The sequence below is a fragment of the Pseudomonas sp. VE 267-6A genome (assembly GCF_024126555.1).
Lineage (GTDB): Bacteria > Pseudomonadota > Gammaproteobacteria > Pseudomonadales > Pseudomonadaceae > Aquipseudomonas > Aquipseudomonas palmensis.
Genome location: NZ_JAMYBY010000005.1, coordinates 36,937 through 58,233, shown reverse-complemented (window position 1 = coordinate 58,233; position 21,297 = coordinate 36,937). Strand labels below are relative to the sequence as shown.

28 protein-coding genes are annotated in these 21,297 nt (G+C 64.7%); 9 read left to right on the top strand and 19 right to left on the bottom strand.

Annotated features, from left to right (window positions below; all coding sequences use genetic code 11):
- Nucleotides 1–274: 274 nt before the first annotated feature.
- The 4 genes from NJH59_RS06920 to NJH59_RS06905 form a co-directional block, all read right to left on the bottom strand.
- Nucleotides 275–1,186 carry an SDR family oxidoreductase gene (locus tag NJH59_RS06920; protein WP_054914880.1) on the bottom strand — a complete coding sequence of 304 codons (912 nt, stop codon included), beginning with the start codon at nt 1,184–1,186 and terminating at the stop codon, nt 275–277.
- Between the two features lie 111 nt (nt 1,187–1,297).
- The gene (locus tag NJH59_RS06915) at nt 1,298–2,203 is read right to left on the bottom strand and encodes an alpha/beta fold hydrolase (RefSeq protein ID WP_043860421.1); all 906 of its coding nucleotides are present in this window, start codon (nt 2,201–2,203) and stop codon (nt 1,298–1,300) included.
- 192 nt (nt 2,204–2,395) lie between these two features.
- Nucleotides 2,396–3,082 (bottom strand): LrgB family protein, encoded by a 687-nt coding sequence (locus NJH59_RS06910; protein ID WP_253086570.1) that lies wholly within the window; start codon nt 3,080–3,082, stop codon nt 2,396–2,398.
- Nucleotides 3,072–3,458: a CidA/LrgA family protein gene (locus NJH59_RS06905; RefSeq protein WP_043860423.1), complete on the bottom strand. Its 387-nt coding sequence runs from the start codon at nt 3,456–3,458 to the stop codon at nt 3,072–3,074. Before NJH59_RS06905 ends, NJH59_RS06910 begins: the two co-directional genes overlap by 11 nt.
- Nucleotides 3,459–3,554: 96 nt before the next feature.
- Here NJH59_RS06905 and NJH59_RS06900 point away from each other — a divergent pair, with 96 nt between their 5' ends.
- Nucleotides 3,555–4,442 carry a LysR family transcriptional regulator gene (locus NJH59_RS06900; RefSeq protein WP_210014846.1) on the top strand — a complete coding sequence of 296 codons (888 nt, stop codon included), beginning with the start codon at nt 3,555–3,557 and terminating at the stop codon, nt 4,440–4,442.
- Here NJH59_RS06900 and NJH59_RS06895 read toward each other — a convergent pair whose 3' ends face one another.
- Nucleotides 4,443–4,898: a flavodoxin gene (locus tag NJH59_RS06895; RefSeq protein ID WP_043860425.1), complete on the bottom strand. Its 456-nt coding sequence runs from the start codon at nt 4,896–4,898 to the stop codon at nt 4,443–4,445.
- 150 nt (nt 4,899–5,048) lie between these two features.
- Between NJH59_RS06895 and NJH59_RS06890 the strand changes: the two genes are divergently transcribed.
- Together NJH59_RS06890 and NJH59_RS06885 are read left to right on the top strand one after the other, a co-directional pair.
- Nucleotides 5,049–5,510 carry a PAS domain-containing protein gene (locus NJH59_RS06890; protein ID WP_088515564.1) on the top strand — a complete coding sequence of 154 codons (462 nt, stop codon included), beginning with the start codon at nt 5,049–5,051 and terminating at the stop codon, nt 5,508–5,510.
- 69 nt (nt 5,511–5,579) lie between these two features.
- Nucleotides 5,580–6,188 carry a hypothetical protein gene (locus tag NJH59_RS06885; RefSeq protein WP_043860427.1) on the top strand — a complete coding sequence of 203 codons (609 nt, stop codon included), beginning with the start codon at nt 5,580–5,582 and terminating at the stop codon, nt 6,186–6,188.
- Between the two features lie 85 nt (nt 6,189–6,273).
- Here NJH59_RS06885 and NJH59_RS06880 read toward each other — a convergent pair whose 3' ends face one another.
- Nucleotides 6,274–7,224: a MerR family transcriptional regulator gene (locus NJH59_RS06880; RefSeq protein WP_043860428.1), complete on the bottom strand. Its 951-nt coding sequence runs from the start codon at nt 7,222–7,224 to the stop codon at nt 6,274–6,276.
- A 229-nt stretch (nt 7,225–7,453) separates the two neighbouring features.
- Between NJH59_RS06880 and NJH59_RS06875 the strand changes: the two genes are divergently transcribed.
- From NJH59_RS06875 to NJH59_RS06860, 4 genes are all read left to right on the top strand, one after another.
- A complete protein-coding gene (locus tag NJH59_RS06875; RefSeq protein ID WP_043860429.1) occupies nt 7,454–8,026 on the top strand; it encodes an antibiotic biosynthesis monooxygenase in 573 nt (190 codons plus the stop codon).
- 86 nt (nt 8,027–8,112) lie between these two features.
- Nucleotides 8,113–8,811, top strand: coding sequence for a dihydromonapterin reductase (gene folM, locus NJH59_RS06870; RefSeq protein ID WP_054914885.1), 699 nt, complete (start codon nt 8,113–8,115; stop codon nt 8,809–8,811).
- Between the two features lie 26 nt (nt 8,812–8,837).
- Nucleotides 8,838–9,134, top strand: coding sequence for a DUF1244 domain-containing protein (locus NJH59_RS06865; protein WP_116052244.1), 297 nt, complete (start codon nt 8,838–8,840; stop codon nt 9,132–9,134).
- A complete protein-coding gene (locus NJH59_RS06860) occupies nt 9,127–9,468 on the top strand; it encodes a HopJ type III effector protein (protein WP_043860432.1) in 342 nt (113 codons plus the stop codon). Before NJH59_RS06865 ends, NJH59_RS06860 begins: the two co-directional genes overlap by 8 nt.
- Nucleotides 9,469–9,510: 42 nt before the next feature.
- Here NJH59_RS06860 and NJH59_RS06855 read toward each other — a convergent pair whose 3' ends face one another.
- The 3 genes from NJH59_RS06855 to NJH59_RS06845 form a co-directional block, all read right to left on the bottom strand.
- Nucleotides 9,511–10,443: an alpha/beta fold hydrolase gene (locus tag NJH59_RS06855; protein ID WP_253086569.1), complete on the bottom strand. Its 933-nt coding sequence runs from the start codon at nt 10,441–10,443 to the stop codon at nt 9,511–9,513.
- Nucleotides 10,444–10,457: 14 nt separating this feature from the next.
- Entirely contained in the window at nt 10,458–10,598 is a 141-nt protein-coding gene (locus tag NJH59_RS06850) for a nucleotidyltransferase family protein (protein ID WP_123752893.1), read from the bottom strand.
- 90 nt (nt 10,599–10,688) lie between these two features.
- Nucleotides 10,689–11,477, bottom strand: coding sequence for an SDR family oxidoreductase (locus tag NJH59_RS06845; protein WP_253086568.1), 789 nt, complete (start codon nt 11,475–11,477; stop codon nt 10,689–10,691).
- 138 nt (nt 11,478–11,615) lie between these two features.
- On the opposite strand from NJH59_RS06845, the gene NJH59_RS06840 reads away from it, so the two are divergent.
- Complete coding sequence (locus NJH59_RS06840; RefSeq protein ID WP_100633463.1) at nt 11,616–12,185, top strand: TetR/AcrR family transcriptional regulator; 570 nt, start codon at nt 11,616–11,618, stop codon at nt 12,183–12,185.
- A 109-nt stretch (nt 12,186–12,294) separates the two neighbouring features.
- Nucleotides 12,295–13,068 (top strand): ParA family protein, encoded by a 774-nt coding sequence (locus tag NJH59_RS06835; protein ID WP_213606273.1) that lies wholly within the window; start codon nt 12,295–12,297, stop codon nt 13,066–13,068.
- A gap of 27 nt (nt 13,069–13,095) precedes the next feature.
- On the opposite strand, the gene arsH is transcribed toward NJH59_RS06835, so the two are convergent.
- The 10 genes from arsH to NJH59_RS06785 all read right to left on the bottom strand — a co-directional run bounded on the left by arsH (nt 13,096) and on the right by NJH59_RS06785 (nt 21,248).
- A complete protein-coding gene (gene arsH, locus NJH59_RS06830) occupies nt 13,096–13,797 on the bottom strand; it encodes an arsenical resistance protein ArsH (protein WP_253086567.1) in 702 nt (233 codons plus the stop codon).
- 12 nt (nt 13,798–13,809) lie between these two features.
- On the bottom strand, nt 13,810–14,280 hold the full coding sequence (locus tag NJH59_RS06825) for an arsenate reductase ArsC (protein WP_043860438.1): 471 nt from the start codon (nt 14,278–14,280) through the stop codon (nt 13,810–13,812).
- Nucleotides 14,281–14,311: 31 nt separating this feature from the next.
- A complete protein-coding gene (locus NJH59_RS06820; RefSeq protein WP_253086566.1) occupies nt 14,312–15,595 on the bottom strand; it encodes an arsenic transporter in 1,284 nt (427 codons plus the stop codon).
- 15 nt (nt 15,596–15,610) lie between these two features.
- The gene (locus NJH59_RS06815) at nt 15,611–15,958 is read right to left on the bottom strand and encodes a metalloregulator ArsR/SmtB family transcription factor (protein WP_116052247.1); all 348 of its coding nucleotides are present in this window, start codon (nt 15,956–15,958) and stop codon (nt 15,611–15,613) included.
- 98 nt (nt 15,959–16,056) lie between these two features.
- Nucleotides 16,057–16,755 (bottom strand): epimerase, encoded by a 699-nt coding sequence (locus NJH59_RS06810; RefSeq protein WP_043860441.1) that lies wholly within the window; start codon nt 16,753–16,755, stop codon nt 16,057–16,059.
- 41 nt (nt 16,756–16,796) lie between these two features.
- Nucleotides 16,797–17,654, bottom strand: a complete 858-nt coding sequence (locus tag NJH59_RS06805) for an SDR family NAD(P)-dependent oxidoreductase (RefSeq protein ID WP_043860446.1) — start codon at nt 17,652–17,654, stop codon at nt 16,797–16,799.
- Between the two features lie 61 nt (nt 17,655–17,715).
- Entirely contained in the window at nt 17,716–18,561 is an 846-nt protein-coding gene (locus NJH59_RS06800; protein ID WP_104571945.1) for an SDR family NAD(P)-dependent oxidoreductase, read from the bottom strand.
- A gap of 58 nt (nt 18,562–18,619) precedes the next feature.
- On the bottom strand, nt 18,620–19,189 hold the full coding sequence (locus NJH59_RS06795) for a TetR/AcrR family transcriptional regulator (protein WP_078479486.1): 570 nt from the start codon (nt 19,187–19,189) through the stop codon (nt 18,620–18,622).
- A 143-nt stretch (nt 19,190–19,332) separates the two neighbouring features.
- Nucleotides 19,333–20,778: a DUF6765 family protein gene (locus NJH59_RS06790; protein ID WP_253086565.1), complete on the bottom strand. Its 1,446-nt coding sequence runs from the start codon at nt 20,776–20,778 to the stop codon at nt 19,333–19,335.
- A gap of 236 nt (nt 20,779–21,014) precedes the next feature.
- A complete protein-coding gene (locus NJH59_RS06785) occupies nt 21,015–21,248 on the bottom strand; it encodes a hypothetical protein (RefSeq protein ID WP_043860445.1) in 234 nt (77 codons plus the stop codon).
- Between the last annotated feature and the right edge of the window lie 49 nt (nt 21,249–21,297).

The following is a 21,297-nucleotide window of genomic DNA, read 5'->3' as shown; positions in this document are numbered from 1 at the left end:
ACCCACTTTGCAACAGTGAATGTCCGAAACGTCTATTTTTTTCGGTAGGGGGGCTGGCTATGCTGGCCGGGCTTGCAGCGAAACGCGGTTTCGCCAGGCGCTGGGCCGATGGTTTGGCGGTTAATGTCAGGTTAATCCTCTCCCCCTAGAGTAACCACCTGACACGTTGAACCCTCCCCCTTCAGGTTCACCGACGTTGATTTTGAAGCTCCTTGATCTACGTCTTGCTTGGCCGCTGCTTTTGCAGCGGCCTTTTTTATTTGTGCTGCCCGGTTCAGCCTGCGTGCCTGTGCAGATTGGCCATCATCTGCTGCAACGCCTCGAGGCTGTCCTGCGGGTGCACCGCGCCCTCGAAATCGCCGATGGCATCCCAACTTGCGGCGATGTCTTCCACGCTCATGCCCTGGCGCGGGTCGAAGCCCACCCCCAGGCTGCGTTCCCAGCGCACCTTGCCCACCCAGCCGCCACCGACCTCGTAGAGCCCGCCGGTGTCCTGGCAGCGATCACTGCCCAGGTACACCACCAGCGGGCTGATCAGCTCGGGCTTGAGCTGTTCGAACACCTGCGGCGGAATCAGCCCCTCGGTCATGCGCGTGCCACCGGTGGGGGCGATGGCATTGACCAGGATGCCGTGCTTGCGCCCCTCGAGCGCCAGGGTGCGGGTCAGCCCGTACAGGCCCAGCTTGGCCATGCCGTAGTTGGCCTGGCCGAAATTGCCATAGATGCCCGAGGTGGACGAGGTGAAGATCACCCGCCCCGCGTTCTGCTCGCGCAGGTGCGGCCAGGCGGCGCGGGTGAGCTTGTAGGCACCCTCCACATGCACGCGGTACACCTGGTCCCAGTCGCTGTCCTCCATCTTGTGAAAGGTCTTGTCCCGCAGGATGCCGGCGTTGTTGACCAGCACATCCACGCGGCCGAAGGTGTCCAGCGCCTGCTGGACGATACGCTCGCCATCGGTGACCGAGTCATGGCTGGCCACCGCCGTGCCGCCCGCCTCGCGAATCTCGGCCACCACGCGGTCGGCCGCCGATGCGCTGGCGCCTTCACCATGGGTGGAGCCTCCCAGGTCGTTGACCACCACGTGGGCACCATGACGGGCGAACAGCAGCGCATGGGCACGCCCGAGGCCCCCGCCAGCGCCGGTCACAATCACTACTTTTTCATCCAGGCGAATCGACTCGGTCATCTCGGCACTCCGTTAACTGCAAGGAATATGGCAGCCAGTGTCAGCCAGCGCCCGGCCCCGGACAATCAACCGGGCGGACGCTGAATGGCAGGCAATAAGGCAGCGGGATGATCAGGACCAGGCGACCTTGTGCGCCAGGCTTGGCAGGGGTTGCTGCCGAAATGCCAGGTAGTGGCGCAGCACCTGTACCGGTGCCTCGGTGTGCGGATAATGGCCGATGCCCTGCAGGGTCACGGTGTCGGGTTGGGGCACCAGTTCGCAGTAGCGCGCCACCACATGCGCACCCGATACCGGGTCGGCGGCGCCATTGATAAGGCGCAGCGGTACGCCTGACTGCTGCAAGGCCGCCACCCAGCGCTCGCGCCAGGTGACGCGCTCGGGTACATAGGCTGCCAGCTTGTGCAGGATGCGATTGCCGCGGTTGGAGGCGATCAGGCTCCAGCAGTCATCCAGCACGCTTTCACTGGGGCGTGTGCTGCGGCCATAGAGGTGGGTGACATTCCTGACCAGGTCGTCGCGCCCGAACGAGCGCGCCACCAGCCAGCCAAGCCGGCTGAGCAGGAGCTTGTGCACCAGCAACGCACGGTGGCACTCCGGGAACAGGCCGGCGTTGAGAAACGCGCAACTGGCCACCTGGGCCGCCCCCTCGTGGTGACGGGCCAGCAGTTCCTGGGCCACCGTGGCGCCATAGTCATGGGCCAGCAGGTGCACCGGCTCCTGAACCTGCAAGTGTTCGAGCAGGGCCTGCTGTACGTCTGCCTGTTCCAGCAGGCTGTAGGTGTGGTGCAACGGCTTGGACGAGTCACCGAAGCCGAGCATGTCGCAGGCGATCACGCGAAAGCGCTGGGCCAGGGGTTGCCACAGGTAGTGCCAGTCCCAGCTGGCGGTGGGGAAGCCGTGCAGCAGAAGCAGGGGCTCGCCCTGCCCTGCGCTCCAGTAGCGAATCGATTGCTGGCGAAACGTGAAACTGCGACCACGGGTACGCCAGACACTCAAGGGAATCTCGGCGAGGGGCATCACGCAGGTCCTGGTTCGGGGCTGCAACTTCCTGGGGGCAGCGCGTTGTCGGGCAAAGGGTTGGCGGCGGTCATTGCAATCACCTCGGCACATGGGTGTGCTCTGCTGCCGGTCAGTCTAGAGGCGAGATTCGATGGCGGGTGTTGCATTGCCAGCCAGCTTATTGGCCCATCGGGTCAGGGCAGTAAATAGTTACAGCAGGTGACGTAACAGTGGCGCCATGAACAGGTTGAAAATGCCCGTCAGCACCATCACCAGCCCCGCCACAGAGCCCTCTTCGCCGCCCACCTCATGGGCTCGGCTGACCCCGGCACCATGCGCCCCCACCCCGAACAGCGCCCCGCGTGCCAGCGGCGTGCGCAAGGGCAGGTACTTGAGCAGTACCCCGCCCATCAGGGCACCGAGCACCCCGGTGAACATCACGAACACCGCGGTGAGTTCCGGCACACCGCCCAGGTCGTGGGCCAGCGGCATGGCAAAGGGTGTGGTGATCGAACGTGGCAGCAGCGACAGGCTCACCTGATTGTCCAGCGACAACGCATGGGCCAGGGCCCACGAACTGCCGATGGACGCCGCGCTGCCCACCAGCATGCCCAGCGACAGGGCCGGCCAGTGGCGTGCCAGCAGCGCCCGCTGCTGCCAGATCGGCACCGCAAAGGCCACGGTGACCGGGCCCAGCACCGACATCAGCCAGTGGGTGTTGCGCGCGTACTCGGCGTAACCGGTGTGCAACGGCACCGCCACCACCAGCAGCACCACCGGGACCAGGATCAGCGGCGACAGCAGGTAGCGCCCGGTACGTCGGTACAGCCAGCGGCTGCCCAGGTAGGCCAGCAGGGTCAGCGCCAGCCAGAACAGCGACATCGGCTCAAGCGTCATGGCGCAGCCTCCAGCGGCACGCCCACTCCACCGTGAAGGCAGTGGCGAGCATCACCAGCAGCGTGCTTGCACCGATCACCAGCAGAATGCGCCAGCCTTCGCTGCGCAGCAGCGGGCCGTAGTCGAGCAGGCTCATCAGCGCCGGAATGAAGAACAGCAGCATCTCTGCCATCAGCAGGGTGGCGCCGGTCTGCAGGGTGGCCGGCTTGACCCGCCCGGTGGCGAACACCAGCAGCAACAGCGCCATGCCCACCACACCGCCCGGGATCGGCCAGTGCAGCCAGGCCGACAGCTGGCAACCGAGCAGGTACAGCACCAGCAGCACGCCCAGTTCAGCGAGCAAGCGCGAAAATTTCTTGAATGAAACGGCAGTCATCGAAGGGGTCCTCTGAGGTCTGCAGTTTAAAATCCCGCTGCCCATGCAAAAAGCGAATTGTTAGACTGGCCTGCATTCCATAATGGAATTCAGGCAATGGAATTCAAGCAGCTACGCAGTTTTGTCGAAGTGGTTCATCGCGGCGGCTTCACCCAGGCCGCGCAAACCCTGCATATCAGCCAGTCGGCCGTGAGCAAGCAGGTGGCGCAGCTGGAGCACGACCTGGGCATGGCCCTGCTCGATCGCCATGGCTCGCAGTTGCACCTGACCGACGCCGGCAAGATCGTGCTGGCCCGCGGCGAGGCCATGCTGCGGCTGCGCCAGGAACTGCACAACGAACTCGACGACCTTGGCCAGCTGGCGCGGGGCGAGTTGCGCCTGGGGCTGCCGCTGCTGGGCAGCGACGCGCTGTTTGCCGGGTTGTTCGCCGAGTACCGGCGGCGCTACCCGAACATCACCGTGCAACTGCTCGAAGGCGGCAGCCTGAACGTGGAGCACGCCGTGCGCAGCGGCGAGCTGGAGCTGGGCGGCAGCCTCACGCCCACCACACCGGGCTTCGAGTGCCAGCCCTTCTGCAACGAACCGCTGGATGCACTGCTGCCGGTAGCCCACCCACTGGCAACTGCCGCCAGCATCAACCTGGGACAACTGGCCGACACGCCGTTTCTGCTGTACCAGCGCAGCTTCGTGCTCAATGATCGCCTGCTGGCGGCCTGCCAGGCCTACGGCTTTACCCCGAAGGAAGGCGGACGCAGCGGCCAGGCGGATTTTCTGGCGGCACTGGTGGCGGCAGGCCAGGGCGTGGTGTTGCTGCCACGGGTGGTGGCGCGGGGCCTGGAACGGCCGGGGGTGGTGCGTGTGACCTTGAGCGAGCCCAGCGACCTGCGCTGGGACATCGCCTTCATCTGGCGCCAGGGCGCCTACCTGTCACGGGCGGCGCAGGCCTGGCTGGCGCTGCTGCGCGAGCGCCCGCAACCGCTGTGATCAGCCGCGCAGCCTGGCGATGAACTCGGCCAGCCAGGGCTCTGCATCGGTTTCGGGGGTGACGGTTTCACTGGCGTCCAGACGCAGCATCGGCTGCACTTCGTCGAGGCCCAGTTCGGCGAACAGCTCGCGCAATTGCTCGCCGCCGCCGCAGTAGGTGTCGCCATAGCAGGAGTCGCCCAGGCCGATCACCGCACCGGGCAAGCCGCGCCAGGCACCTGGCAGCACATCGCGGATCTCGCTGTACAGCGGCACCAGGTTGTCGGGCAGCTCGCCCATGCCGGTGGTGGACGTGATCGCCAGAAAGGCCTGCGGGGCAAAGCCCTGAACGTCCTGCAGGTTGGCACGGTTGGCCAGCAGGGTCTCGAAACCCGCCGCCTGGAGCAGCGAGGCGGCATGGCGTGCAACTTCCTCGGCAGTGCCGTAGACCGAGCCGGAAAGAATGGCAACTTTCATAACTAATCCCGAAGCTGAGTAAAAGCGTAGGATACTACCACCTGATGCGGGTTCCGGACGCTGGCAATTGGCCCGCATGCAGATGCCGACCGCTCGGCAATCCACTAGAATCCTTCGCCTGGGTGCCCCTTTCACATTCGGTTCGACACGATGATCAACGCCAAGCTGCTGCAACGCATGATTGATGCCTCCAACGACGGGATCGTGGTAGCCGAACAGGAAGGCGACGACGACACCATCCTGATCTATGTGAACCCGGCCTTCGAACGCCTGACCGGCTACGCGGCCAACGACATTCTGTACCGCGACTGCCGCTTCCTGCAGGGCGAGCCGCGCGACGATGCGGCCCGGGCACGCATCCGCGACGCCATCCGCAGCGGTCAGCCATGCCGGGAAGTGCTGCTCAACTACCGCAAGGACGGCACGCCGTTCTGGAACGAGCTGTCGATCACCCCGGTGTTCAACGAGGCCGACCAGCTCAAGTACTTCATCGGTATCCAGAAGGACGTGAGCCGCCAGGTGGCCGCCGAGCAGCGGGTGCTGGAACTGGAGCAGGAACTGGCCCGGGCGTACGCCAAGCTCGACGCGCAGAAACCCGACGGACGGTCTTAACAAAGCCAGCGAATCGTTGTCCATCACCCACGAAGAAATGATTCCCGATTGAAATTGCCGAGTTCGCCCATGCAATCAGATGCCCTCCTGACCCAGGATGAGCTGGATTTCATTCAGACCATGCACCGTTCGCCACAGCTGAACCTGACGGACGTCACCTCCAGCCTGCGCCTTGATGGCGGCAGCGAGGTGCAGCAACTGTTGACCCGGCTGGTGGCCCAGGAGCAGGTGACCCTGCAGGCGAATTTCGAGAACCAGCAGATGAGCTTTCCACTGCAGCTGGTGGAAGACGAGTTCCATGCGGTGAGCCTGCAACTGGGCGCACCGAGCATCTATGAAGACGGGCCGATGATGCGCCCCTGGCGCCTCACGCTGGAGCCGCCGGTTGCGCTGGACGACGAGCTGGGCCTGAGCACCGACCTCAAGGTGTGCGAGATGTCGTTTCGCGGTGTGCTGGTGCAGGTACCGCGCAATCGCAAGCCGCCCAAGACCTTCAACCTGTGGTTCAGCCCCGAGGCCGACGCGCCGATCAACCTGCAGGGCACCTTGCAGCGCAAGACGGCCGACGGGCTGGCAGCGTATCGGCTGAGCCAGCACCAACCCCAAGAGATCGAGCGGTTGCGCCAGTACATCCTGCGCCAGCACCGGTTGGCGCATCCCGAATTGCATCCGGATTAACACCGCAGCGCGGCTTTCGCCGGCAAGGCCGGCCCCTGCAGGGTTGCAACTGCCTGCAGGAGCCGGCCTTGCCGGCGAAGGGGTTTCAGGTATCCAGGTGCTCTGCCAGGTACTGCTGCAGGCGCCGACGCATCAAGCGCCCCTCACTGCCCAGGCACGCCACCTGCGAGCGCATCAGCGCATCCTGGGCCAGCTCCGCCGCCTCCCCCGCGAACAACAACGGGCAATCCAGGCCCTGGGCCAGGCGCATCAAGCGCTTGGGCAGCTCGGCCGTCGGTGAATGGTTGGAGAACAGCACCAGTGCCTGCGGCGCCATGCGCTCGCACACCAGGCTCAGTTCCTCCAGCGGCTGCCCCACGGCCAACACCCTGATCACCACCTCGCTGCTGCCCAGCATAAGGGCCGCCACCAGCAACTCAAGCTCGCGGCAATGCCCTGGCATCGCCGCCAGCACCACGCTTACCTCCTGCTGCTCGCGGGCCAGTTGCAGGCGCTGCAAGGCCCGGGCACGCAGGAAGCCGTCGAGAAACAGCCACTCGCTCTGCGCACCGAATGCCTCGCCGGCCGCGCACAGGTCGTGCCATACCGGCATCAGGATGTCCTGGAACACCACCACCAGCGGATAGCTGGCGAAGACCTGCCCGTACACCTGCTCCAGGCGCCTCTCGTCGAATGCCTTGACGGCCTGGCGCAGCTGCACCTGCCACTGCTTCCAGTCCGCCTGGGTGCCGGGCGCCTGGGCCGAGGGGGCCTGCTGCTGGGTCGCCTGGTTGCGCGCAAGGATCTTGCCGACCTTGCTCACCGCCACGCCGCGCTCGATCCAGCCCAGAATGCTGCGCACGTCATCGATGTCGGCCTGGGAATACAGGCGGTGCCCACTTTCGGTGCGTACCGGCTGGATCAGCCCATAACGGCGCTCCCAGGCACGCAGGGTGACCGGGTTGATGCCGGTCAGGCGCGCCACTTCACGGATGGGGAAAAGCTCCTCCTGGCGGTGGGGAGCATCAGGGAGGGAAGCCGAATCAGGCTCGATCATCGCCGTAAAGACCGTGATTGCGTAGTGAAAGGCAATTCTACTCCCCTTGTACCAGCCCGCCGCAAGCACCATGCGCCGGGCAGCCGACACATCAGCACTGACGAGTCAGCTTATTTGCGGAATAATCCTTGCTTGTTCCCACACGAACACTCGAACGCCACCCACCACCCCGGGCAGCGTTGCATGGCCGTGGCTACCCGCCGCGCCGGTTTTTACCAGGAGATACACGATGTCTACCCCTCCGGTTACCTTGATGGTGGCGCGCCGCGTTGCCGAGGGTCGCTACGAAGACCTGATCGCCTGGCTGCGCGAAGGCGAACAGCTGGCTACCGACTTTCCCGGCTATTTGGGTTCCGGCGTACTGGCCCCGCCGCCCAACGACGACGAGTTCCAGATCATCTTCCGCTTCGCCGACGAGAAAACCCTGCATGCCTGGGAGTTTTCCGCCTCGCGCAGCGCCTGGCTGGCCCGCGGCAACGGCTTGTTCCAGCAGCCCCACGAGCACCGGGTCAGCGGCATCGACGGCTGGTTCGGCCCGGCCCTGGCACAACGTCCACCGCGCTGGAAACAGGCCGTGGCCATCTGGCTGGCGTTCTTTCCGGTGTCGCTGGCCTTCAACCTGCTGTTCGGCCACTGGCTGGGCGAGCTCGGCCTGGTGCCACGGGTACTGCTGAGCACCCTGGCCCTGACCCCGCTGATGGTCTACCTGTTCATCCCGCTGTCGACCCACCTGCTGGCCAGCTGGCTGCACCCCAAGCCTGCCCCGCAGAGCGTTGCCGCGCCGCCCGTGGGCACCCGCTGACGCAGCGCCCCGGGGCGTGCAACGGCGGCGAGTTCGGGTATGCTGGGGCCTACCCAAGCGAATATCTGAAGTTGACCGCCCATTACATGAACAGCCCAATTCTTGTTACCGGGGCCAGCCAGCGAGTCGGGCTCGCGCTGGCCATCAAACTGGCGCAGGCCGGCCACACGGTCGTCAGCGCCAGCCGCAGCATCAGCGCGCAGGCGCCCCACCCGAACATCGTGCAGTTCCAGGCCGACCTGTGCCTGGAGCAGGACCGCCTGGCCCTGATCGACCACCTGCGCAGCCGCTATGACGGCCTGCGGGCGATCATCCACAACGCCTCGCTGTGGCTCGACGATGACCTGGCCAACCTGAACACCATGTTCAAGTTGCACGTGGAAGCGCCGTACCACCTGAACCTGGCACTGGGTGAGCAACTGCTCAAGCTGGACAAGTCGGACATCATCCACATCTGCGACGAAACCTCCTCGCGCGGCAGCAAGAGCCATATCGGCTATGCCGCCACCAAGGCGGCGTTGCAGAACATGGTGCTGTCGTTCGCCGAGAAGTACGCCCCCAGCGTGCGCGTCAACGCCATCCTGCCCGGCCTGCTGATCTTCAAGGAAGACGGCGACGAGCAGTACCGCCAGCAGGCGCTGAAGAAGGCCCTGCTTGAATTCGAACCCGGTGCCCAGCCGCTGATCGAGGCCGTGATGTTCCTGCTCGACAGCCAGTACAGCACCGGCAGCAACGTGGTCATCAACGGTGGCCGCCATTTGAAGAACCGCATCGCGGCCGGATGAGCCGCTGCACCGTGAAGGGAACCCCCATGGACCCGCAACAGCAACTCGAACTCGAAGCGGCGGCCTTTCGCCGCCTGGTAGCGCACCTGCGCGAGCGCACCGATGTGCAGAACATCGACCTGATGAACCTGTCCGGCTTCTGCCGCAACTGCCTGTCCAAGTGGTACAAGGCCGCCGCCGACGAGCGCCAGATCGACCTTAGCCTGGAGGACGCACGCGAAGTGGTCTACGGCATGCCCTACGCCGAGTGGAAAACCCAATACCAGAAAGAAGCCAGCGCCGAACAGCAAGCGGCGTTCGCCAAAGGAAAACCCCATGACTGACCTGAACACCCTGCGCAGCCAACTCGACAGTGGCGAACATGTATTCGCCGACACGCTGGCGTTCATCGCCCAGGGCTACACCTACCAGCCACAGGCCTTCACCAATGGCGGTGTGGAAAACGCCGCCGGGCAGAACGAAGGGTCGTGCAAGACCCTGGGCCTGGCACTGCTCGAAGGCCTGAGCGACCAGCACGCGCTGCTGGCGTTCGGCGAGCACTACCGCTCGGTGCTGGCCACCCCCGAGGGCAGCGACCACGCCAATATCCGTGCGCTGATGCAGCATGGCCTGGCCGGCGTGACGTTCGCCGGCGCGCCGCTGCAACGCAAGGGCTGACGCCACACCGCTGCACAAGAACGGCCCGCCTGGGCCGTTTTTTCATGCCTGGGGTTCAATCACCTGCCCGGGCACCTGCGCCGGCAGTTGTGCACTGCGCAGCCAGTCCAGGGCTATGGGCCACAGCTGCGCCTGAAAGCGGCTGTGAAAGAACGCGAAATGACCGATCCCCTTGGCATCGACCTGCTGCGCGGCGATACGCAGGTGCGTGCACGCGCTGGCGGTAAAGTAGCCCAGCAGGCGCTCGATGGCCGGCACCGTACCGAACGGGTCGTCAGTCAGGCTGATCGCCAGGATACTGGCCTGCACCTGGCCAAAGCCCAACGCCCCCAGCGCGCGACCGCTGGGCCGCTGTTCATAGGTAGCGGCGGGTGTCACCCAGTCGCGCACCACGCCGGCCGGGGTGTCCTCCATCCAGCCCAGGCGCTTGCCGGGAAAGTAGCCGAACACGCGGGTCAGCAGCGGCATTGCCAGGTGCCATTTGCACAGCAGCTGCCAGCGGCTGCCCGGGGCATAGTCACGCCAGTAGGCGAACTGCGCGCCCACCGTGACCACCCGCCGGATGCTCGCCGCCGACGCCGCCAGGCCCAGCGCGCAACCGCCGAAACTGTGCCCGACCACATCGATGGGCTGCCCGGGAAACTCGCGCCGGGCGCGCTGGAGCATCGCCTCGAAATCCAGCCGGCCCCAGTCCGACCAGCTGGCCTGAAAACCCCGCAAGGCGGCAGGGCGCGATTCGCCGATGCCGCGGTAGTCGTAGGTGATCACGTCGACGCCATGGGCGAACAGGTAGTCGGCAAAACGCGAATAGAAACGGCAGCGCACCGAGGTGGCGGCGTTGATGATGACCACCGCCCGCGTGGGGTCCGCCGCGCCGTGGCGCCAGGTGAAGCCGCCCAGGCTGAAGCCGTCTGCCGCCTCTTCGCGAAAAGGCTGGGCAACGCTGGGCGCCTGGGTGGTGAGGGGTTGATTCATCGGTGCCGGCTCCTTCAGGGCCCTTCGCAGCGCAGCATCGGCCAGCGGGTGGGCCAGCCCTTGTGGGTGATGCGCGAGGCGTAGACCGTCTGTTTCTGGCTAACGTAACGCGCGGTGCGGCGCAGTACCAGCCCGAACAGGTCATTCAGCCCCAGGGGCGCAGCGACTTATCGTTGTGGGTTCGGCCACCGGCAGGTTGCGCGGGCGCTGGCCGCCGATCATCGGCGCGCCGGCCCGCGCCCGCCTCAGGCAAGCTCGGTATAGCGCGCCGCCACCTCGGCCTGGCGGATGTCCGAGATCAGGGTGTGACGCGCCGCCTGGAAGGCCGTCCAGCGGGCGTCGTCATGCAACGGCGGGATGGTCACGCCCTCGCGGCGATCGAACCCCACCAGCGCCGCATCCACCAGGTGGTCCACCTCCATCACCTGCGTCAGGGTGTTGATGTCGATGCCCGAGCGCTCCCAGATCTCGGTACGCGTGGCCGCAGGCAGCACCGCCTGCACGTATACGCCGCTGGGCGAGAGCTCCAGGCTCAGCCCCTGCGACAGGAACTGCACGAACGCCTTGGTGGCGCCATACACCGTCATGCCCAGCTCCGGTGCCAGCCCTACCACCGAGCCGATATTGACGATGGCCCCCTCCCCGGCCTGCGCCAACCGTGGCGCGATGGCATGGGCCAGGCGCGCCAGCGCGAGGGTGTTGAGCGTGATGATGCGCGTGACGCTGTCGGCGCTCTGCTCGACGAAGGCCCCCGACTGCGCCGCCCCGGCGTTGTTGATGAGGACGCCGATGCGGGCATCTTCGCGCAGGCGGGTTTCGACCCTGGCAAGGTCTTGGGCCAGGGTGAGATCGGCCTGCAACTCCTCGACGGCCACGCCGTGAGCCTGGGCCAGGCGGCTGGCCAGCCCGTCAAGGCGAGGCCTGTCGCGGGCTACCAGCACCAGGTCATGGCCACGACGGGCAAAACGCTCGGCGTAGGTAGCGCCGATACCGGAAGAAGCACCAGTGATGAGAACAGTGGCAAGGGTAGTCATGGGGTTGCGCTCTGGATGGGTGGGTAACGAGCCGCTATGATGATGACCATAATCTTAGCCGTCAACAGTTTTGATTATGGTTGACATCAATGTATAGTGGGCCCCTGACTGACGGCACACGCAGCGAGGAATCTGCACATGAGGGTCACCAAGGCACAGGCGCAGGCCAATCGCGCGCACATCGTCGAAACCGCGTCCGAACTGTTTCGCGAGCGCGGCTATGACGGGGTGGGCGTGGCAGACCTGATGGCGGCGGCAGGGTTTACCCACGGCGGCTTCTACAAGCACTTCGGCTCCAAGGCCGACCTGATGGCCGAGGCTGCTGCCTGCGGGCTGGCCAAGACTGCCAGCGCCGAAGAAGCACTGGACGTGGCGCAATTTTTCCAGCGTTACCTGTCGCGCGAACACCGCGATGCACGCAGCACCGGCTGCACCATGGCCGCCCTGTGTGGCGACGCGGCGCGCCAGCCGGCCGCAATCAAGGCGACCTTTGCCGAGGGCCTGGAGGGCCTGCTCAAGCGGGCCGAGCACGCAGGTGCCGAAAACGGCGATCAAGACCCGCACACCGCACGCGCCAGGATGATCGAGCGCTTTGCCCAGGCGGTGGGCGCGATCATGCTGTCGCGCGCCTGCCCGGACGATGCGCCATTGGCCGACGAAATCATCGAGGTGTGCCGCAAGGCCATCGTTGCCCCGCTCGCCGACTGAGGTGCCCGCCCCGCAGTTGTCTTAAAACTGCAACCTTTTGGTCATAGTATGGAAGCTGTTCCCGCTGCAGCCCTGTTGCAGCGGGCCTTTGACAAGGACTCGAAACTCAATGCGCCGTGTCGTATTCAATCAGAAAGGGGGCGTGGGCAAGACCAGCATCGCCTGCAACCTTGCCGCCGTCAGCGCCGCCGAAGGGTATCGGACGCTGCTGGTGGACCTCGATCCCCAGGCCAACACCACCCACTACCTCACCGGCCTGCTCGGCGACGCCATCCCGGCCGGCATCAGCGACTTCTTCAAGCAGACCCTCTCCAGCGCACCGGGCAGCAAGCGCGGGCGCGTGTGCATCACCCCCACCCGCTACGACAACCTCGACCTGGTGACCGCCAGCCCCGACCTGGCCGACCTGCAGCCCAAGCTGGAGAGCAAGTTCAAGATCAACAAGCTGCGCAAGCTGCTGGTTGAACTGTCCGAAGACTACGAGCGCATCTACATCGACACCCCGCCGTCGCTGAACTTCTACACCTTCAGCGCGCTGGTGGCCGCCGACCGCCTGCTGATTCCGTTCGATTGCGACAGCTTTTCGCGCCAGGCCCTGTACAGCGTGATCGAGCAGGTGGAAGAACTGCGCCAGGACCACAACGAGTCGCTGCAGGTGGAAGGCGTGGTGGCCAACCAGTTCGTCGCGCGCACCGCGCTGCACCAGAGCCTGGTGGACGAACTGCTGGCCGAGGGGCTGCCGGTGCTGCCGGTGTACCTGAGCAGCTCGGTGAAGATGCGCGAATCCCACGAGCTGTCGGTGCCGCTGGTGCACATGGCACCGCGGCACAAGCTGTCACGCGAATTCGTCGACCTGCTGGGGGCGCTGGAGCGGGCTGCCTGAGGGCTGCCCGCCGGTTGCGCCCTGGCGTCAGATCGACGCCTGGCGCATGCGATCGGACAACGCCTGCGCCGTTTCCTTGCGCTCGGAGTAGCGGTCCACCAGGTGCGCGTGGCTGTCGCGCAGCAGCAGCGTGAACTTGACCAGTTCTTCCATCACATCCACCACCCGGTCGTAATACGGCGAGGGCTTCATGCGGCCCTGCTCGTCGAACTCCATGTACGCCTTGGGCACGGACGACTGGTTGGGGATGGTGAACATGCGCATCCAGCGCCCCAGCACGCGCAGCTGATTGACCACGTTGAACGACTGCGAACCGCCACACACCTGCATCACGGCCAGGGTCTTGCCCTGGGTGGGGCGAATGGCGCCGAGGGCCAGCGGCACCCAGTCGATCTGCGCCTTGAACACCGCCGACATCGCGCCGTGCCGTTCAGGCGAACACCACACCTGGCCTTCGGACCACAGCACCAGCTCGCGCAGTTCCTGAACCTTGGGGTGCTCCACCGGTACGTCGTCCGGCAGTGGCATGCCGCTGGGGTCGAAGATGCGCGTCTGGGCGCCAAAATGCTGGAGCAGGCGCGCGGCCTCCTCGGTCAGCAAGCGGCTGAAGGAACGCTCGCGGGTGGAGCCGTACAGCAACAGAATGCGCGGCTTTCGCTCGCCGGCCTGCAGGGCGGTGGGCAGGCCTTCGAACAGGCTCGGGTCGAGGTTGGGCAGGTCGTGGTGCATGGGGCCTCCGGGTCAGAGCGTGGCAATGCGGTCGAGTTCACGCTTGAGCGCGTGGGCATCGAGCTGGCTGAATGGCAGCGCGAAAAACGCCCGGCAGCGACGCTCGATACGCGCCAGGGCATGGTGAAAGTTCGCCTCCACCTCGTCGTCGGTGCCGGGTTGTTCGGAAGGGTCGGCCAGACCCCAGTGGGCCTTGAGCGCCGGGCCGAAAAACACCGGGCACGCCTCGCCTGCGGCCTTGTCGCACACGGTGATGACGATATCCGGCGGGTTGGCCGCGAAGGCCTCGTTGCCCTTGCTGCTCAGGCCCGCGGTGCTGATGCCGGCCTGCTGCAGGGTCAGCAGGCTGCGCGGCAACACCTGCCCCCTGGGGAAGCTGCCGGCGCTCAGCGCCTCGAAGCCCGCCGGGGCGAGGTGATTGAACATCGCTTCGCAGAGGATGCTGCGACAGCTGTTGGCCGTGCACATGAACAGAACTCGCATGGTGGTGTACTCCCCTTGGCAGGCAGAATGGTCAAAGGCTCAGGCGCAGGGCCAGGGCCGAAAGCGTGATCAACAGCACCGGCACCGTCAGCAGCAGGCCGACCTTGAAGTAGTAGCCCCAGGTGATGCGCGTGCCCTTGCGCGCCAGCACATGCAGCCAGAGCAATGTGGCCAGGCTGCCGATGGGGGTGATCTTGGGGCCCAGGTCGCAGCCGATGACGTTGGCGTAGACCATCGCCTCGCGCACCACACCCTGGGCTTCGCTGGCGTGGATCGAAAGCGCGCCGATCAGCACGCTGGGCAGGTTGTTCATCACCGAAGACAGCACCGCGGCAAGCAGCCCGGTGCCCAGCGATGCGCCCCACACGCCATAGGCGGCAAGACGGTCCAGCAACTGGGTGAGCAGGTCGGTAAGGCCGGCGTTCTTCAGGCCGTACACCACCAGGTACATGCCCAGCGAGAACACCACGATCTGCCAGGGCGCATCGCGCAGCACGCGCCGGGTGGAGATCACATGCCCGCGCGCAGCGACGATGAACAGCACCACTGCACAGGCCGCCGCCACGGCGCTGATCGGGATGCCCAGCGGCTCGAGCAGGAACAGGCCCACCAGCAGCGCCACCAGCACGCCCCCGCCCACGCGGAAGGTGGCGCGGTCGCGGATCGCCAGCACCGGCGCCTTCAGTGCCTGTACCTCGTACACCGCCGGTATGTCGCGGCGAAAGTACAGAAACAGCACCAGCAAGGTGGCCGCCACACTCACCAGGTTCACCGGCACCATCACCGCTGCGTATTCGCCAAAGCCCAGGTCGAAGTAATCGGCCGAAACGATGTTCACCAGGTTGGAGACCACCAGCGGCAGGCTGGCGGTGTCGGCAATGAAGCCTGCGGCCATGACGAACGCCAGGGTCGCAGCCGGGGAGAAACGCAGCGCCAGCAGCATCGACATGACGATAGGGGTAAGGATCAGCGCCGCACCGTCGTTAGCGAACAGCGCCGAGACCGCAGCGCCCAGCAGCACGATGAAGGCAAACAGCCGGCGCCCGTTGCCGCGCGCCCAGCGGGCCACGTGCAGGGCTGCCCATTCGAAGAAGCCGGCCTCGTCGAGCAGCAGGCTGATGACGATGATCGCAATGAAGGTGGCGGTGGCGTTCCACACAATCGCCCACACCGTGGGGATGTCGTGCAGCGACACCGCGCCCAGCGCCAGGGCCAGCAGTGCGCCGAGGCTGGCGCTCCAGCCGACGCCCAGGCCGCGGGGTTGCCAGATGACCAGGGTCAGGGTGAGCAGGAAAACAGCGATGGCAGTCAGCATCGGGGCGCTCCTGGCTCAGCAGCAGGCAGCAGCACGAACGGGGCGACCGTCCATGTTGTGCAAGCGTGTGGTGCTGTCCTTGAGCCAGTCGGCATTGGCGCGCAGCGTCACCTGCAGCAGGTCGTGCACCCAGCCGGGCAGTTGCGGGTTGAGACGGTAATACACCCACTGCCCCTGGCGACGGTCGAGCAGCAGGCCGCTGGTACGCAGCTGCGCCAGGTGACGGCTGATCTTGGGCTGGCTGTCGCCCAGGGCACACATCAGCTCGCACACGCACAGCTCGCCCTGCTCTGCGATCAGCAGCGCAGCGCGAGCGCGGGTTTCGTCGGCCAGGCTCTTGAACAGCTCGGGTGGGGTAATCATTGTGGGCGGCCCTTACATATGGATAACCGAATATACGGATATCCATATGTTATCTGCAACCGGATTTTTCAGCGCCTGCCATCAACCACCCCAGCGCGTCACCCGCCGTTGGGGGCCGGTTTTTCGCGCAAGGCCGTGTGGTAGATCTGCGCCGAATCGAGCACGGGCTGGGTGGCACCATGGCGGGCGATCGACAGCATTGCCTGGCCGATGACCTCGGTGCTCAGCACCTTTTCGGGCAACAGCGCACGCGCCAGGCTCAGCAGCGGGCCGGTGAGCCGGTAGAACACGCGGTACGCGCGGGTTCTGGAGATGGCCCCATGCAACGGCTGAATCACCGCCGGGCGCAGGATGTGCACGCGCCTGAACGGCAGGCGCAGCAGGCTGTTCTCCGTCATGCCGCGCACCCGCGCCCACATCGTCGAGCTGGTTTCGCTGCTGTCGGCGCCCGCCCCGGAGACGTAGATGAAGGTGGCATGCGGGTTGAGCTCGCACACGCGCTGGGCCACCGCCAGGGTCAGGCGGTAGGTCATGTGGGTGTACTGCGCCTGGGTCATGCCCGCCGCCGAAACGCCCAGGCAGAAGAAACACGCATCCACATCGCGCAGGTCGTCGTCGAGCAGCGTGGACGGGTTATCGGCGAAGGCCGGCCTGACCACCTGCCGGAGCTTGGGGTGCTGGGCGTTCAGGCGTGAGCGCCCGATCAAGCGAACGGACTCCACATCCTGCGCCGCCAGGCATTCGCGCAGCACCCCGCTGCCGATCATGCCGGATGCACCAAAGATCACTATGTTCATGGCGTAGGCTGGCCTCGCTCAGTTTGAAGGGTGCGCCGGCTTCATGCCGACGGCCATTGCGGCGGTGCCGTGCCGAAATCGGCCGCGAGGCTGACCGGCTTCCAGCGCTGCATCGCTTCGCTGCGGGCGGCCTCTTCCACCTCGACCACATACAAGGCGTCCGACCCCAACAGTAGACGCGACGGCAGCCCTTCACGAGCGGCCAGCGCCACGATCAGCTGTGCAATGCGCTCGGGGTCGCCCACTTCGTTGCCCACGTAGGACTCGATCAAGGCCTTGAACGCGGCCATCGACGCCATGTAGTCCGGGGCCAGCTCGGTGAGCGTGCTGCGGGCCTGGTGGCCCCAGTCGGTACGCATGCCGCCGGGCTCCAGGGTGCACACCTGGATGCCGAAGGGCGCGACCTCCTTGCCGACCACGTCGCTGAACCCGCCCACGGCCCATTTGGCCGCCTGATAGGCCGACAGGCCCGGGCTTGCGATGCGACCGCCGGCCGATGACACCTGAAAGATATGGCCGCGGCCCTGGGCGCGCATCACCGGGATGGCCGCACGGGTGAGGTTGACCACGCCGAACAGATTGGTCTCGACCTCGGCGCGAAAATCATCGGTGGGGATGTGCTCGAACGGCTGGATATGGCCGAAGCCCGCGTTGTTGACCAGCACATCCAGCCGGCCAAAACGGCGCACGGCCTCGGCCACGGCGTGCCTGGCCTGCTGTTCGTCGGTCACGTCCAGTTCGAACGTGGCCAGGTTGGCGCCGTACTGCGCCTGCAGCTCGACGAAGCGTGTGATGTCGCGTGCAGTGGCCAGCACCTTGGCGCCGCTGTGCAGCGCCGCCTCCAGAATGGCGCGCCCCAGGCCTCGGGACGCACCGGTAATCAACCAGACTTCAGACATGATCATTCAACCTTTTCAAAGCGCCGACGCGGCGCATGGGCAACGAAAAAGAGGGGGCTGCTCACTCGGGCCGAAAGCCGGCCTTGCCTTCCAGCATCACCGACTCGGCAAGCGCCTTCTGTGCCTGAATGTCCGCCAGGCTGCGGGCATAGCCGGCCTCCAGCGCCGCATAGGCATCCCCGCCGAGCACGGTGCGCAGCGGCGGCTTCTGCAGCTGGCTGAGGGTGTAGATGGCGTCGGCCATTTTCAGCGGGTCGCCCGAGGCGGTGTCTTCGCCATGCTGTTCGATCCACCCGCGCAGGTTGCCGACCGCACTGCCCTTGTAGGCGTCGAGCTGCTCGGTCCAGCGGATGTTGGCCACGAAGCCGGTCTTGATCGAGCCTGGCTCGATGATCAGGGTGTTGATGCCGAACTCGGCCAGCTCCTGCGCCACCGCTTCGGCGAAGCCTTCCAGCCCGTACTTGGCCGCGTGGTACAGCGAGCCGCCCGGGTAGGCGGTACGGCCGCCGACACTGCTGACATGGATGAAGGTACCGCGCTGCTGTGCGCGCATCGCCGCCATGAAGGCGCGGGTGACCTGTATCGGCGCCATCAGGTTGAGCGCGATCTGCTGCTCGACTTCGGCGTCGGTCATCTCTTCCATCGCACCGATCACCGCCCCGCCCGCGTTGTTGACCACCACCTCCACATCGGGATGGCGGGCAGCAACGGCGCGTACCTGTTCGCGGTCGGTCACGTCGAGCGCTTCCACATGAAGGCGCTTTGGATACGCCTGTTGCAACGCCTGCATCGCCTCCACACGGCGCACTGCGGCGACCACGGTATGCCCCTGGGCCAGCGCCTTTTCGGTAAGGGCCAGGCCCAGGCCACCCGAAGCACCGGTAATGAACCACTTTTGAACAGCCATGAAGATACTCCTGTTACAAATTGTGAGTGATTAATCACTCAGTTAAAAGGCAAGGCTTTTACGCCGTAATGGCGCGCCACAGCATATGGAAGCCCAGCTGGCGGTGGCCGTCGGCCTCCTCCGGGGACTTCTCGATGTGTTCGATGGTGGTGGTGGCGATACTCTCGATCACGGAAGAAATGAAGCTGATCGGGGCATCGATCAGCACGCCGTCCTCTACCCCGCCCTCCATCGTCCTGGACACGGCCTGGAACGGCTGCGCGCCCAGTGCGCGGGTGTCTGCGGTTACCTGCCCCGACGCCGACAGCCGTGCCAGCACCACGCGCTCCAGGGCATTGTTCAGGCCCCAGCTGACATAGCGATTGAAGATGTACTCCATGCGCTGGCGGTAGTCGGCCTGGGCCGGGAAGTCCGACATCATGGCCGTCACCAGGCTTTGCTTGAGGTGCAGGTAGAGCTCCTGGAACAGCACCTCCTTGCTGCTGAAATAGGTGAACAAGGTGCCGTCGGCAACCCCGGCGCGCCGCGCAATGCTCGACGTGCTGGCCATCACGCCCAGCTCGGCGACCGCCTGCATCGCAGACAACAGCAAGGCTTCACGTTTTTCGGGGCTGAGGGGACGTGCCATGGAGGGAGGTTCGCTTAAGAAGACTGAGTAATCAGTCAACTATATTCCTGACCCTTGGCCGAATGCAAGGGGTGGATGGCGCGACGGTGCCGAACGGCAAGCCCCCGGCATGGCGCCGGGGGGTTGATAGCCGTTATCCGGCGCTACTCGAACAGGTTCACGATGGCATCCGACAACGTACTCCGCTGCCGCGACCACGAGCTTGTGAAGTGATAGATATCATTGGCCTGGACGTAGTGCTTCACGAACTGGAAGTGATAGTCGGCGGCAATCTGGAACAGGTACAGATCGCTTTGGATATTCACGTAGTTGGTGCCGAAGCGATGGATCTCGGTACTGATCTGGACCATGCCCTCCAGAACCGCATGGGTGTCGGGCTCCAGGTCCACATTGATTTCCGAACTTGGCTTTTCGGTAAGAATGCGCTTCCAGGCAAGCTCCGAACTCTTTCTTCCCGAGGTGCCCTTGGTAAGGTCGCAGGGGGCCTCGATGGCCTGGCGGGCTTTGCTCATTTCGTCTTTGATGCGGTCATCCAACTGCAACTTCCTGCCTGTTTTTACCTGGCAAAACAAACTGGTCAACTCGAGCCAGGCGGATTCATATTCCTTGGGGTTATCGCGCTCGACCATCTGCTTGGGGTTGGACCAGCAAGGCTTGTACCTGAACTTGGCGAAACTGTAGTCGGGGAAGTGCCCGAGCCAGCCGTGGCCCAGATAACTGGTACCGCTGGGGGCCGCTTCGAAGTTGGGGTTCGCGAACGGCACGCCCTTGGTGTCCGATGACTTCAGGACTTTCCTGTTCCAGTTTTTCGACGAGCCGTCCATGTAGTAGATGGCCTGTGGGCCGTAGCCCATCTTGGACCATTCCCAGGAGTCCGGGTCGTAGTCCGCATCCCAGTAGGTGTTCATCACGTTGTCGAGGCCGCAGTGGTCCTGGTGGGCCCAGGTGTCGGCGATCACATGCGCCCTGACCCCCAGCAGGATCAGCCTGAACCTGCGCAGCACGTCTGCACGATTGTCCTTCAGCACCTCTGCCCCGCCGATGGCCAGGCTGATGATCTTCTCCAGCCGGTCGTCATCGGTGGCGCAGAGCACGGCATCTTGAACAAGCCTGCGCGAGAGTGCGCTTTGCGGCCGGTTGAGCATCTTGCCGTATTGCAGATCCTTCACCTTGCTGGCGTTGTACTTTCTCAGTATCTGCTCGCCGCCGAAGGTGTCGCGCTTGGTGAACTTGGGCAGGTAGTTGGCCACTTCGGCGCCATGGGTTTCTTCTCGGCTGGGCGTGCCGGCCGGGTCGTTGTAGTTGCCGGGGATGAAGTGGTACGAGCACCACAGGCCATCTTCAGGCTCCCCCATCGTGCCCAGCAGCCCGCCCTGGTAGGTGTAGCGCGGGTTGTCCATCTTCGCGACGACGTTGTACTTGGCAGATTTTTGGGTGTCGCTGACCAGGCTCCAGTAAGAGGCATAGGTGCTCTCGCTGAAGAAGTCGATGAAGTTGGCTGCCTTGGCAATAAGGGTTGCATCGTCCTTGTTGAAGCCGCCACACAGTGCTGAGTGGTAAGTACCGTAGAAGTGAAAATCCTGATCCATGCCGCTTTCCCCTAAACAGTTTTTGTTTAACAAAAAAAGACCGCAAGGGTTTATAGGCAGGGATACGGATAGTGTCAAATAGCCATCAGCAAGTGATAATTGTTATTTATATTAATTGCCATTGAATTGCAGGAAGAGGCTTAAGTGTGCTTTTTCGGAATTGATTAAAGGTTCGTTTGATAAGCCGCGCCTAATCTGTGGCGCGGCATATCCAACGCTTTATAACCCTAACTTTCTCAGCCGCCCTCACCCGCCATTGAATCTTCAAGTTCAAGCAACTTGCCACACTGCTCACTGGCAAGCCGGCTGATGATCCGGATGGCCTGATGAATACCTGCTGTGTTGCGGAAGCTCAGTTGCGGGTTGTGTTCACACTCCAGCACTTCGTCATGTTGAACGAGCGCTTCACCGAGCAATTCGAGGGTCCAGGCGTAGCGCTGGAGGATAGACAGGCGCTCAAGGTCAATCATGAGGATTTCCGCCCTGTGACTTGTAGCTGGCCTGCGTGAAGATGGAGTA